6 protein-coding genes and 1 tRNA gene are annotated in these 13,083 nt (G+C 66.0%); 3 read left to right on the forward strand and 4 right to left on the reverse strand.

Annotation, left to right across the window (positions count from 1 at the left end; genetic code table 11):
- Window positions 1-342 precede the first annotated feature (342 nt).
- A complete protein-coding gene (locus tag DR039_RS06790) occupies window positions 343-681 on the forward strand; it encodes a ribbon-helix-helix protein, CopG family (RefSeq protein ID WP_111836641.1) in 339 nt (112 codons plus the stop codon).
- Window positions 682-801: 120 nt separating this feature from the next.
- On the opposite strand, the gene DR039_RS11275 is transcribed toward DR039_RS06790, so the two are convergent.
- Together DR039_RS11275 and tadA are read right to left on the reverse strand one after the other, a co-directional pair.
- A tRNA-Ser gene (locus DR039_RS11275) sits at window positions 802-890 on the reverse strand.
- Between the two features lie 114 nt (window positions 891-1,004).
- Complete coding sequence (gene tadA / locus DR039_RS06795) at window positions 1,005-1,436, reverse strand: tRNA adenosine(34) deaminase TadA (protein ID WP_111836688.1); 432 nt, start codon at window positions 1,434-1,436, stop codon at window positions 1,005-1,007.
- 178 nt (window positions 1,437-1,614) lie between these two features.
- Between tadA and betT the strand changes: the two genes are divergently transcribed.
- Both betT and upp read left to right on the forward strand, forming a co-directional pair.
- A complete protein-coding gene (gene betT / locus DR039_RS06800) occupies window positions 1,615-3,795 on the forward strand; it encodes a choline BCCT transporter BetT (RefSeq protein ID WP_111836642.1) in 2,181 nt (726 codons plus the stop codon).
- Between the two features lie 116 nt (window positions 3,796-3,911).
- Window positions 3,912-4,550 carry a uracil phosphoribosyltransferase gene (upp, locus tag DR039_RS06805; RefSeq protein WP_111836643.1) on the forward strand — a complete coding sequence of 213 codons (639 nt, stop codon included), beginning with the start codon at window positions 3,912-3,914 and terminating at the stop codon, window positions 4,548-4,550.
- Between the two features lie 41 nt (window positions 4,551-4,591).
- Here upp and DR039_RS06810 read toward each other — a convergent pair whose 3' ends face one another.
- Window positions 4,592-7,483 (reverse strand): alpha-1,6-glucosidase domain-containing protein, encoded by a 2,892-nt coding sequence (locus tag DR039_RS06810; RefSeq protein ID WP_111836644.1) that lies wholly within the window; start codon window positions 7,481-7,483, stop codon window positions 4,592-4,594.
- A 212-nt stretch (window positions 7,484-7,695) separates the two neighbouring features.
- Window positions 7,696-12,981, reverse strand: coding sequence for an alpha-1,6-glucosidase domain-containing protein (locus DR039_RS06815; RefSeq protein WP_111836645.1), 5,286 nt, complete (start codon window positions 12,979-12,981; stop codon window positions 7,696-7,698).
- Window positions 12,982-13,083: the final 102 nt, after the last annotated feature.

The following is a 13,083-nucleotide window of genomic DNA, read 5'->3' on the forward strand; positions in this document are numbered from 1 at the left end:
GCCGTGTAAGCGCCAGGCATGATGCTACGAGTATGGCCGCCTAACGGCATGCCGTGGACGAGGCTTCTCTGTGAGTTACGGGTTAAGCAGTGGCGGGATTGCCTTGATCTATCACCCGCGAGCGCGTGATACTGGATAGGCCCCGCATCAAGGTGCGGTGCGGAAGTAAACGCCGGAGTACCTGTGAGGTCATAGGGCCCGGCGTTCGCGCTACCTAGAGCAGATTCACGCGCCCACCCGCCTGCAGGCCTCCAAGCGCTCCTAGGCTCGGAGGTCACCGACCTCTACCGCGACCTCATTCCTCCCGCCGACCAGGGCCTCTGAGATGAGAAAGGCATACATATGACTATCCACCGCACCACCTTCAGTGACGCTGACCAGGCCTACTACGACCAGCTCGACGAGGATGTCACCGCAGGGCTGATCCCCACCATCGCCCGAGGCGCTCCCCGTGACGGCTCCCGCATCAGCGACGAAGAGCTCGACGCGATCCTTGGAGGCCGCCCTAACCTCGGCGAAGCTCGTGCCACCGGAAAGGGACGCTCTCCACGCCGCCAGGTGCGTCTACCCGAGGCCACCAGCGACGCCCTGGATGCCTACGCCGCCGCTAACGGCACCACCCCCAGCGCCGTCATGCGCGAAGCGCTGGAAGCATATTTACAGGGCAAGGTGCCCGCCTGACCCAAGAAGCTGGACGCTGAGCAGGTGAGGCCAATTCCCTTAACCCGCCTGCAGGCCTCCAGGTGCTACACGCGAAAACCCCGCCTTTCCGACTTTTCGCTGGAATGGCGGGGTTTTCTGTGGCGGTAGCGCTGGGATTCGAACCCAGGGTGGCTATGAACCACACAGACTTTCGAGATCTGCACCTTCGGCCGCTCGGACACGCTACCTCGGGCATTGAGGTTACACGGCGCCACGTACGCCGCCCAATCGCAGGCTGGTGCGAGGTCGCTCACGCGCACAACAAACACCCTCAAGCCACGCCCGCCGCATACCCCAGCACTTCACCGCCGCTGCTCGAAGAACTCCCGCAGCAACCCCTCACACTGCGCTGCACGCAGGCCCGCCAACACCTCCACCTGATGGTTGGCGCGCGGGTCACGCAGCACGTCGCGCACACTGCCGCAAGCCCCCGTGCGCGGCTCCCAGGCCCCAAAAACCACTCGCGTCACACGCGCCAGCACCACCGCCCCCGCACACATCGTGCAGGGCTCCAAAGTCACCACCAGCGTGCAACCCTCCAGGTGAGAGTCACCCAGGGCCGCCCCGGCAGCCCGCAGCGCCCGCAACTCGGCGTGCGCCGTCGGATCGTGCTCGGCCTCGCGGGCATTGGCTGCCTCCGCGATAACGACGCCGTCGGGCCCCAAAACCACTGCCCCCACCGGCACCTCGCCCGCGTCCCCAGCCCTAGCCGCGAGCGCCAGCGCCCGCTGCATCGCAGCGTCGTAGCGCGCCACCACCAGCCCGGCGCCTGCCTGCTTTTCACTCACACACCCAGCCTGCCCACATCACCGCAGCGGCCACAAGCCACCCCCTGGTGCACTGCTCGCCTTGCGAAGCCATCGAGTTCCTGAAAGGCTCAAGCAGGCTATCTATGAACAATGGAGGAGACTCATGACAGAAAAACCTATTGAAGTGCTCCCTCCCCAAAGCTCCGCAAGCACCACCTCCCACGCGGCAACCCCCACCCCTATCTCCCCCAAAACCACCCCGGAGGGCCTAAATCTCCCGGTTTTCCTGGTCTCTGCCGCCGTCATCCTGGTGGTGGCAATTGGCGCAATCCTGGCCCCGGAGACCATCCAAATGGTCTTTGACCATGCGGTAGCTTGGACCGGCCGCTGGTTCGGCTCCTTCTACATCCTGCTGGTCACGGCGGTGCTGGTATTCGTGGTCATCCTGGCCATGTCCCGCTTCGGCCGGATCCGGCTAGGCCCAGACAACTCCACCCCAGACTTCTCCACCTTCTCCTGGGCCGCCATGCTCTTCGCCGCAGGTGTGGGCACCGCCATAATGTTCTATGCCGTGGCGGAGCCCGTCTCCCAGTACCTGAGCCCACCAACCGGCACGGGTGAGACCACCCAAGCCGCCCGCCAAGCCGTCGTCCTGACTCTCTTCCACTACGGCATCTCCGGCTGGGGCCTGTACTCCCTGGTGGGCATGGCCCTGGGGTATATGGCTTACCGGCATCACCAGCCGCTGGCGGTCCGTTCCACCCTGCGCCCGCTGCTCGGGGACCGGGTGGATGGTCTGCTGGGCGACGCCGTCGATGCGGCGGCACTCATCGGTGGGGTCTTCGGCATCGCCGCCTCACTGGGGGTGGGTGTGGTGCAGCTAAATGTGGCCCTGGGTATCCTTTTCCATATCCCCCAAGGCACCCCCGCCCAGATCGGCCTGATCCTGTTGAGCGTCCTGATGGCTACTGTCTCTGCCATTTCTGGCGTGGACCGCGGCGTGCGTGCGCTATCTAATATCAACGTGCTGCTGGCGATTGGTCTGGCCCTGTGGGTGCTGCTTACCGGCAACACGGCCTTCCTGCTGGATGCGCTGGTGGCCAATATTGGGGACTTCGCTACCCAGTTCCCCATGCTGACCTTGGAGACCTACCCTTACAACCAGCCCACCGAGTGGCTGGCCTCCTGGACTCTGTTCTTCTGGGCCTGGTGGATCACCTGGGCGGCTTTCGTGGGCATGTTCCTGGCGCGGATTTCGCGGGGCCGGACCATCCGCGAATTCGTGCTGGGCTCCCTAGTACTGCCTTTCAGCTACGTGCTCATGTGGGTGTCCGTGTTCGGCAACTCGGCCCTGGACCTGATCCGCGCGGGGAAGGCCCCAGGCTTTGCGGAAGCCACCACCAAAGCCCCCGAGCAGGGACTATATGAGTTGCTGGGGCGGCTGCCGGGCGGGCCGGGCCTGATCGCCATGGCGCTATTTGTGGGCATTTTGTTCTATGTGACCAGTGCCGACTCCGGCGCCCTGGTCATGGCTAATCTCTCCAGTCGTGTTCGTCTGGAACGCAAGGACGCGGCCGCCTGGCTGCGGGTCTTTTGGGCGGCGCTTACCGGCATGCTGACCATCGCAATGCTGGTGGCTGGGGGAATCCCGATCCTGCAGCAAGCCACCATCGTCATGGCCTTGCCCTTCTCTTTGGTTGTAATTGCAGTGATGGCAGGCCTGTGGAAGGCCCTGCGCGCCGAATTGCGGCATGAAGATGCGCGTCATATCGCCCACCGCAACCGCCTGCTGGCAGCCTCCGGCTCTGCAGCTGGGGCCTCGCGCTCCTCCTGGCGGGACCGCCTGTCGCACACCTTCGACCTGGTCAGCCCGGCCCGTGCTCAGCGGGCCCTGGAACAGCGCGTGGTCCCAGCCCTGGAGGCGGTGGCGGTGGAGCTACGCAAGGAGAACCTCACCGCAGAGGTGCTGGTGGAGGGCCCCGAGGCACAGGATCCCGACGACGAACGGCAGTTCTTGGGGCGCGCCTCCTTGGTGGTTACCAGTCCCGAGGTGGTCGAGTACGCGGCACAGGAGGGCCGTGCGGTCACCGAACACGTGGAGCGAGCCAGTGGGACGCGCGTGTTCCGCTATGTGGTGCGATTGGTTGAGGTCCCGGCCCCCGCCTACGGTGCCGTCGTCCATGAGGCCGACGACGTATCCGTGCGTCTGGAGGTGCGGCCGCGCGGTGGCGGGCAGGGCTACGACGTCATGGATTGGTCTGCGGACCAGGTGGCGCACGATGTGCTGGACCACTATGAACGCTGGCTGGAGTTCCTGGCCAGCACCAATGCGGTCAGCAGCTAATACTGAGGCAACAGCGGCATTTCGAGCCTGTGGGCGGGTGAGACGACCCGCACCCTGAGCTGGCGCCGGGACCTCGGACGGTACCGGGCGCGGCGGCGACGCCGTAGGCTGGGCGCATGCGTCTGCACGTTGCTTCCCACCCGCTGATCGACCACAAGCTTTCTGTCCTGCGTGACGAGAAGACTCCTTCGGCGGTCTTCCGTCAGCTCGTTGACGAGCTTGTCACCCTATTGGCTTACGAGGCCACACGGGAGGTGAGCACTGAAGAGGTGGACATTAAGACGCCGGTGGCGGTGGCGCACTGCCGTCGTCTTGCGGACCCGCGTCCCATCCTGGTGCCGATCCTGCGCGCTGGCTTAGGAATGCTGGAGGGCATGACTCGCCTGCTGCCCACTGCGGAGGTCGGTTTCCTGGGTATGAAGCGTGATGAGGACACCCTGGAGGTGGAGACCTACGCTAACCGTCTACCCGACGATCTTTCGGGCCGCCAGTGCTTCATCGTGGACCCCATGCTGGCCACCGGCCACACCCTGGTGGCAGCCATTGAGTACCTGCTGCAGCGCGGTGCCCGCGACGTCACCGCCCTGTGCTTGATTGCGGCACCTGAGGGTCTAAAGACTTTGGAGCAGGCCATTGGTGAGCGCGCGAATGTCACTATCGTGACGGCGCATGTGGACGAGTGCCTCAATGAGCACGCCTATATCGTTCCCGGTCTGGGTGACGCCGGAGACCGCCTCTACGGCATCGTCGACTGACACCTGCACCCAGCCTCCCGCGCTAAACCGGGCGCCCTGTCTCAGCGTTCGAAGAACACTGCCGCCGTGCGGGCGGGCACGTAGAAAGTGCCCGTCTGGGCGTTGAACCAGCTCTCTCGCACGCGCTCATCAGCCCCCTGCGCCTGCACGGGGCTGAGTTGGAAGCTCCGCCCCACCAGCACGTCCACTCGCCGTTCCACCGGATTGGGGGTGGCATTAATGACCACCAGCACTCCGTCCAGGGCTAGGTCCACGTCCCCGTCGCCAGCGCCGTCGTCAATCACCATCACCACCACCCCAGGCGTGGCGCCTGGCCCCGCGCAGGGGAAGGAGACGCGCTCGTGAATCAGGGCGGCTGAGCCGAGGGTCAGCAGCGGGGTGGAGCGGCGCAGACGCAGCAGGTCCAGCGCGCCCTCCCGGGAGGCAGTGATATCTGCCGGGGCAGGGCGCAGTCCAGGGGTGGTCAGCAGCTCGGCCTGCACCAGCCAGCGGTCAAAATTGCGCCAAGCGGCAGGCAGTCCGCGCCCCCAACCGTTGTCTGTGCCGGTCCAGTCGATCGCATTGAACCAGTCCCCCGAGTCGTAGGAGTCGCGGTCCAGGGATTTGGAACGCAGCAGTTCGCAGCCTGCCGCCCACAGCACCGGCGACTGGGAGAGAGTCACGCAAGCTAAAGCCACGGTGTTCATCCGCACCCGCTCGCTCATGGGCGTGTCCACGGGCAGTTTGTAGGTCAGCAGGTCAAAGAGGGTGGTGTCGTCGTGGGAGGAAACATAGGCCAAGGAGTCAAGTGGCTCTGCCCCGTAGGCGGCCTGACCGCCGCCGTAGCCCAGTTCGGCTGCTCGCCGCCAGTGGCCATCAGCGTCAGTCAGGCAGTAGTCAGCTAGGTTCCCGGCCAGGCCGGCGCGCAGCAGGTCAGAGCGCCAGCCCAAATCACGGCGGGCCACCACGGCTGGACGCTCGTCATGCCCATTGGGGTCAGTCAGCTCGCCGGTGCCAAAGCCCTGGTGGGTGCGCGGGTCAGCGTCGGAGATGAATCCGCCGTGGATGGCGTCGCGCAGACGGTCGTTAAAGGTGGCTAGCCGCAAGCCATTAACTTGCCTTTGGGTGGCTTGGGTGAAACGGGCGTTGTCCGCCACCTCCCCCATATTCCAACCCTCCCCGTACAGGAAAACCTCATGACCGACAGCGTCCTGCACCTCGGCTAAGGCCTCGCGCAGGCGGCGCATAGTGTCCACGGAGTGGTAGCCCATGAGGTCGAAGCGCAGCCCGTCCACGCGGTAGTCCCGCACCCAGGCGACGGCGGCGTCGATCATGAGGCGCTCCGCCATGAGATGCTCGGTGGCCACGTTGGCCCCCGCAGCGGAGGTGCAGACGGCGCCGTCAGTGTCTAGGCGGTGGTAGTAGCCGGGCACGATCCGGTCCAGGACGCTGTGTGGGTCCTGCCCGGAGGCGGCGGTGTGGTTGTATACCTGGTCCAGCACCACCTGCATGCCCAGCTCGTGGATTGCGCCAATAGCCTCCCGCAGCTCGGCCACCCGCACGCCGCCATCTTGATGTCCGGGGGTGGCGTAAGAACCTTCAGGAACCAGCCAGTGCCAGGGGTCGTAGCCCCAGTTGTAGGAGTCGCGGCGACGGATCCGGCCGATCTCCGCCTGGGGGCGGTGCGTGGCGGGGGAAGTGAAGTCGGGGATATGGGCGGTCAGCTGCTCGGAGCGGTCCTCGGGCACGGTGGTGAAGTCGAAGACGGGCAGCAGGTGGAGCGTGTCCACGCCCGCTTCCGCTAGGCGCCGCAGGTGGCGGGTGCCGGCAGAGTCCAGATTGAAGGCCCGGTAGGTGCCGCGCAGCTCGGCTGGGACGGTGGGGTCGGCGGCGGAGAAGTCCCGCACATGCAATTCGTAGATGACGCGGGCGGAGTCATTGGCGACGACGGGCGCGGGCGTGCTGGCCCAGTTGTCAGGAGCCAGTTGGGAGGCGGCCCCGGCGGCTGGCGCCTCAGTTTCGGCGTCAGCGGCGACGGCGTCAGCGCCACTGCTGCTGAGGTCCACGGCCACAGAACGGCGCGAGTCGGTGGTCAGGGCACGCGAGTAGGGGTCGGTGACGCAGTTGACGCCAGTGCGGCCAGTTGCGGGAATGTGCAGCTCCAGCTCCCACAGGTATTGGCAGCCGGCACCCGCTGCCCCGGCATCCACGGTCCAAACGCCGTCCGCGCCCCAGGTGGCAGGGGTGCGGGTGGGCTCGCCCGGGACCAGTGGCGTAGAGCCGGTGGGGTCGCCGGTCTCCCAGCTCAGGAGGGTGGCGTTGCGGGCGGTTGGGGCCCACAGGTGGAAGGCAGGGAGGCCTTCGTGGAAGGTGACGCCTAGAGGGCGGGAGCGTTCGGCGGCGGCGCCGTAGAAGTGGTCGAGCAGGGCCCAGATCTGCACGCCGGTGAGCAGGCTCTGGGCGCCGCCGGGCAGGGGCTGGTGACTGCGTAGGACGACGGCGACTTGCCCGGTCAGGATGCTGCGCACGTCTTCGGTGTCAAAGCGGGGCGTGCCGTCGGCGTCGGTGAGGCTGAGGGCTAGGTAGTCCTGCAGGTGGGGGTGGCGGGCGAGCTGCGCGGCGGGGAGGTCGCCGATGATGCGCAGGGGGATCTCCGCCTCCTGGTAGGACAGCTCGGAAACGCCAGCACTCAGGCGCAGGCCGCCGTCGGGAGAGGTCAACAGGGAGAGGGTGAGGTCCGCAGCGGCGGCGATCTGCTCGGCGGGGGCCTTGCTGAGCCGGGCGGGTAGGTGCTTGCGAGGCCAGGCGATGAGGTCGGGCTCTAGCCAGATGGCCCGCGCATGCCGCAGGGGTCGGGGCAGGGGTGCGGGGCCGCGCGCGCTGCCGTTACGCCGGGTGGGGCGCGGGGGTTCGGCGCGGTTTGGGGAAATTGATCGGGTCAGGGCTCCGGGCATGGGCCGCCTCTCTGCTTTACGCCCCAACTCTGGCATGTTGAAGTGACGGAAGCCATAGATGAAAGGTCCTAGGCGGCAGCCAATCCTGCTGTTGTCCCGCCGCTGCCCCTCCTCCACACCCGTCCGATAGCGCATTTCGGCTCTACTGGTGCCGGAAAAGCGCACCAGTAGAGCCGAAATGTCTTGCTCGTGGCAGGTTAGGCCCTAAGGCCTCACTCCGCCAGCACTATTTGGTCTGGACGACCGTCCTTGACCGCCAGCTTCGCCGTCGCGGTGATACCAGGCACCTTGACCGGCTCAGTGGCTGCGGAGGTTAACCGCAACTGCTTGAGCACCGTGGTGCTCCGGCGCAGTGCAAGCGTGTCCTTGCCATTGCCGTCCCAGTCACCCACCAGCACCTCGTCAGTGGCGCGGCCAATGGAGATTGAGGCGTAGACCGGCGCATCCACGCGGTTCTCCGTGTAGAACACCACGCGGGTGCCCACGCGCACGGCCCAGTTGACGTCGCCGTCGCCATCCCAGTCACCCACCAGCAGCGTACCGGTCTTGCCGGTCTCGACGGCGGAGACGTAGGCGGGCTTAGCGCCGTCAGGCTGGATCTGCTCCGGCGCCTGCTTCTCCACGAAGACAGCGGCGGTGCGGGCAGGCACCGTGAAGGCACCGCTGGCAGCCTCGAAGCCGGAGCCCTTGACCACCTCGTCCGCGCCCCCGGCCTGCACGGCGTGCAAGGCGAAGGCCCCACCCTCAGTGCCCGCCACCTTCTGGGTGACCTGCTGGTCGTTGAGGTTCAGGACCACGACGACGCGCTTGGTGGCCTTGTCCACGTCCGCGCCCTTGGTGTCATCCACCAGCATCGTGATGACGCCGGGGCTGGCCTGGGACTGGCCGGGGTTCACAAAGCTGACCTTCTCCTTGACCAGTTCCGCCGTCCCGAGGGTCAGCAGCGGCGTGGAGGAGCGGACCTTGAGCAGGTCTAGCGCCTGAGCGTGAGCCTGCTTGATCTGCTCGCTGTTGGGCTTGAGCGCGGGGTTGGCCAGCAGGGTCCGCTGGGCGTCCCAGTGGTCCTTCTGGTTCTTGCCCGCCACTGGCAGGCCCTTGCCAAAGCCGTTGTCCTGCAGGGACCAGTCAATGGAGTTGAACCAGTCCCCAGAGTTGTAGGAGTCCACGTCCAGCGACTTGGAGCGCAGGATGTCCGTGCCCGCGTGCCAGAAGGACGGGGACTGGCCTAGGGCTGTGGTCGCTAGAGACAGGGTGTTGAGGCGGATGCGCTGGTCCATCGGGGTGTCCACCGGCAGGTGGCGCACCGCCATGTCGAACAGCGTCTCCTTGTCGTGGGCGTCCACATAGTTGACGCTCTCCTGGGGCTGACTGGCGTAGCCGGCCTTGCCGGAGCCATAGCTGACATCGCCACCAGTCCAGTGGTGGGCGCCGTCAGTGAACTGGTAGTCCTTGAGGTTGCCGGTCAGGCCCACCTCAATGAGTTCCTTGGAGTTGACGTCCTGCGGCTTGCCAGCAAGCAGGCCCTTGTGGACGCCGTCGCGCAGGCGGTCGTTGAAGGAACCGATGCCGGTGCCGTCCAGCTGCCCCTGGGTGGCCTGGGTGAACAGGGCGTTGTCCTTCACTTCGCCGAAGTTCCAGCCCTCCCCGTATAGGTAGATGGCTTTGCCGTCCACGCCGTCCTGCTCCGGGGTGAGCCCGTCCAAAGCCGTGCGCAGGCGCTTCATGGTGTCCGCCGAGTGGTGACCCATGAGGTCAAAGCGGAAACCGTCGATCTTGTACTGCTTGGCCCACCAGAGCACGGAGTCGATCATGAGCTGTTCGGTCATGGCGTTCTCGGTGGCGGTGTTGGAGCAGCAGGTGGAGGTCTCCACGCCGCCGTTGGCGTTCAGCCGCTGGTAGTAGCTGGGCACCACCCGGTCCAGGACGCTCTTGTCGTCCTGCCCGGCGGCGAAGGTGTGGTTGTAGACCTGGTCCAGGACCACCTGGTAGCCGGTGGCGTGCAGCGCCCCGACCATCTCACGCATCTCGTAGCTGCGCTTGCCGCCCTCTTGGTTGGCTGCGGTGGCGTAGGAGCCCTCGGGGGCCATCCAGTGGTAGGGGTCGTAGCCCCAGTTGAAGCCGTCCTTGGTGTCGACGGCGGTGACGGCGGCCTGCTGCGCCTCGTCGGCGGGACCGGCCTGGGGCACCTGGGGATTCTGCTGGTCGGCACGGTTCTCCGGGATGGAGGCGATGTCGTTGACCGGCAGCAGGTGGATGGTGTTCATACCCGCCTCAGCGAGCTGGCGCAGGTGCTTCATTCCAGCGGAGTCCGCGTGGGTGAAGGCCTTGTAGGTGCCGCGCTCCGCCTCGGGGACGGTCTGGTCCGCGATGGAGAAGTCACGCACGTGCAGCTCGTAGATGCTGCGGGCAGAGTCGTTGCGGATGGCGGGGCCACGCGCGCTCTTCCACTGCTGGGGAGCGAGTTCGGCGCTGCTCAGGTCCACGGCCACAGAGCGCTTGGAGTCCAGGGTGAGGGCCACCGAGTAGGGGTCGGTGACGTCGTTGCTCTCGATTTTGCCGGTGGTGGGGGCGTAGACCTTGACGCGCCACTGGTACTGCGAACCAGCAGCAATGGCGCCATCGGTGTTGGCGACGGTCCAGCGGCCATCCGCCTGGCGGGCTGCCGTCTGGACGGTGGGCTCACCGGCGCCGTCGGGTCCCCAGCTCAACAGGGAGACTGCCTGGGCGGTGGGGGCCCACAGGGCGAAGGCGGGCGAGCCGCCAGTGAAACTGACGCCCTTGGGGGCCTTGGCGGCCTCCTTGGCGTAGAGGGCGTCTAGGACGGGGGCTACCTGCACGCCGGTGGCGGCAGTGACCTTGCTGTCCTTGACCTGGGCGACGGTGAGCTGGCTGGCTAGAGCCTTCTCCACGGCAGCCCGCTCCAGGGCGCTGCCGGTGCTCAGGGCGATGTAGCCCCGGAGGTTCGGGCGGGCGTTGGTGGTCTCTGCGGGCAGGTCCCCGGTGACGGTTAGGTCAATGCGGGTGAACTGGCCGGCGGCTTGTCCAGCGGCCAGGGTGGTGCTGGCGTCAGCGGAGCTGAGCAGCTGGTAGCTCAGGCCAGCGTTGCCTGCGGCCACGGCTTGGTCGCGGGTGATGCCCTGGGGCAGGAGGGAGACGGGCCAGGCTAGGGTGTGCTCGTCCACCCAGTAGGCACGCAGTTCACCGGTGCCGGGGGCCACGCCCTCCACACTGATGTCCAGCAGGTGGGTGGAGCGGTGGTAGGTGAAGGTGACGGTCTTACCTGCGGGCACGCTAAAGGTGTAGTTGGAGCCCTTTGGCTGGCCGCCGACGCCGTAGTTCTCGTCCCAGCTGCCGCCGTGGGTGACCTTCGCTTCGTAGGTGCCCTGGGTGAGGGCGGGCGAGGTGTAGGTCCAGGTGTCGGGGTCTCCGGGCACCTGGGTCATGCGGGTGGCGGCACAGCCGGGCTCCCAGTTGCCGCCATGGTTTTCCGTGTCAGGGCAGGAGGCCTGCGCCTGGAAGGTGCCCGCCAGGGTGATGATTTCCGTGGCCGGAGGCTCTGGGGTTGGCGACTGGGGCTCGTCTGGCAGATCAGCAGCACAAGGGCTGGTGGTGGAAGCGGTGGCGACGCCGTTCTTGACGCTTATGTAGCGGGCGGTGGCGGGCCAGGTGAAGTTACCGCCACCGCTGGCGTGGTACCAGTCAGCGTTCTCGCGGTTGAACAGGCCGGTGACCACTTTGCCGTCGTTCTTAACGTCGGCGTAGAAGGAGCCGGTGCAGGCGGAGGCCGTCATGGCCTGACCCGGAGGGTTGGTCCAGGTGCCATCCACGGCGTAGTGGATATTGGCAGAACTCCAGTCGGTGCCTTCCAGGTAGACGCGCATGCTGCTGACGGGGGTGGGGTCCGCCGCCTTGAGCAGGGAGTTGGAGGCGACGTCAATGGCCACAGCGCCCTGCTTCGGGATGCTGAGCTTGGCTTTGCCGCCCTGGACCTCCACGGTGGTGCCCACACAGGCGTTGCCGCTGACCCCGCCGCTGACGACGTCGCAATAAGTGCCGTCGGGCAGGCCGGTGGACAGCTCCAGGTTGCGAGCCTGATCGTAGTTGTTCAGGGCGATGAAGCCGCGGTCACCACGGTTGAAGGCAACTAGGCGGTTGCCATCGTCGTACCAGTTGCGCAGGGGCGCACCGGCGACGGCGTTGCGGAAGCCGACCATGCCGGTGATCGGCCGCCAGGAGTGGACGCAGGTGAAGACGCCGTCGTTGTAGCCGACGCCGTCCTCAGTCTGGCAGCGAGGCGTAATGACCAGGCCCTGAGCGTCCTGGGGGGCACCCTTGTCCCGCTCAGCCTCCACGTCCTTGTTGAAGCGGTAGCCGGAGTAAACATTCACGTCCCCGTAGGGGTGGGCCAACATGAAGATATTGCCCAGGGTGTAGACGTCATTCCAGTGGTAGGTCATGGTTGAGTTGTTGCGCTCAGTGTCCCAGTTGTCCACAAAGACGTGGGCTTGCTCAGAAGGCAACAGGTCTGACCGGGTGGGCAGGTCTTTAAGGCTGGCTAGCTTGTCCGAGAAGGCCTGCTTTAAGTGACGCCCGTAGTCGAACTCGTCTACCTTGCCGATGCCGGTGTATTCCTTGTCGCTAACTGCTTCACCAGCGGAGCCAATGACCTCTTGCTGGATATACACGTCCTGCTTCTTGAGCTTGGCTTTGATGGCGGCCATGTCCTCAACGGAGATGTGCTTGACGGCGTCGATGCGCAGGGCGTCTACGCCCAGGTCCGTCAGTCCGTTCAGGTAGTCGGCAATGCGCTGCCGCACCTTCTCCTTGCCGGTGTTCAGGTCTGCCAACCCGACTAGGTCGCACTCCTGGACCTTGGTCCGGTCGTGGTAGGCGTCGCCGATGTTCTGCTGGCAGCTGTGGAAGTCGTCAGCTTCCTCGTAGATGCCCGGGTAGCGGTGCCACTCATAGGGGGTGCCGAGGATGCCTTTGCCGCCACGGTTCTTATCCATGTCACGGCCGGTCATGTGGTTAATGACGGCGTCGGCCATGACCTTGACCCCGGCCTGGTGGCAGGTGTTGACCATGTCCTTGAACTCGGCCTCCGTGCCGAGCTTATTGCCGATCTTGTAGGAGACGGTCTGATAGCTGGTCCACCATTCAGAGCCGGTGATGTTCTCCTGGGGTGGGGAGACCTGCACGTAGGTGTAGCCAGCGGGGCCAAGCACCTTGGTGCACTGGGAAGCGACGTCCTTCCAGGGCCACTGGAAGAGGGTGGCGGTCACTTCTCCAGCGCGGGAAGTGACCGGAGTTGCCGGTGCCGCTGGAGCAGCTTGAGCCGCCAGTGCGGGGGCTGCGGCGGTGGCCTCCTGGGCCTGCGCTGCGGGGGCGACCGGGAGGGCCGCAGCACCCAGCAGGCCGAGCGAAAGGCTTAGGGCGCCAGTTAGGACGCGCCTGTACCTCCGGCCTCGGGATAAGGGAATGGGGGCAGGTAAGGGCATAACTCCTCCTAGGAACTTCTTTGTTCGATCCCGTCCAAGTAACGGACTTGCTACGAATGTAATCCTTTGCAGGCATTTCTGCAAGATTTTGCAAGGCGGGCA

Origin of the sequence: Actinomyces bovis, assembly GCF_900444995.1 — a bacterium.
Classification (GTDB): domain Bacteria; phylum Actinomycetota; class Actinomycetes; order Actinomycetales; family Actinomycetaceae; genus Actinomyces; species Actinomyces bovis.

Coding starts and splice junctions, on each gene's coding strand:
- tadA (WP_111836688.1), bottom strand. CDS start 1,436: ATGCAGCGGGCGCTGGCGCTCGCGGCTAGGGCTGGGGACGCGGGCGAG.
- betT (WP_111836642.1), top strand. CDS start 1,615: ATGACAGAAAAACCTATTGAAGTGCTCCCTCCCCAAAGCTCCGCAAGC.
- DR039_RS06790 (WP_111836641.1), top strand. CDS start 343: ATGACTATCCACCGCACCACCTTCAGTGACGCTGACCAGGCCTACTAC.
- DR039_RS06810 (WP_111836644.1), bottom strand. CDS start 7,483: ATGCCCGGAGCCCTGACCCGATCAATTTCCCCAAACCGCGCCGAACCC.
- DR039_RS06815 (WP_111836645.1), bottom strand. CDS start 12,981: ATGCCCTTACCTGCCCCCATTCCCTTATCCCGAGGCCGGAGGTACAGG.
- upp (WP_111836643.1), top strand. CDS start 3,912: ATGCGTCTGCACGTTGCTTCCCACCCGCTGATCGACCACAAGCTTTCT.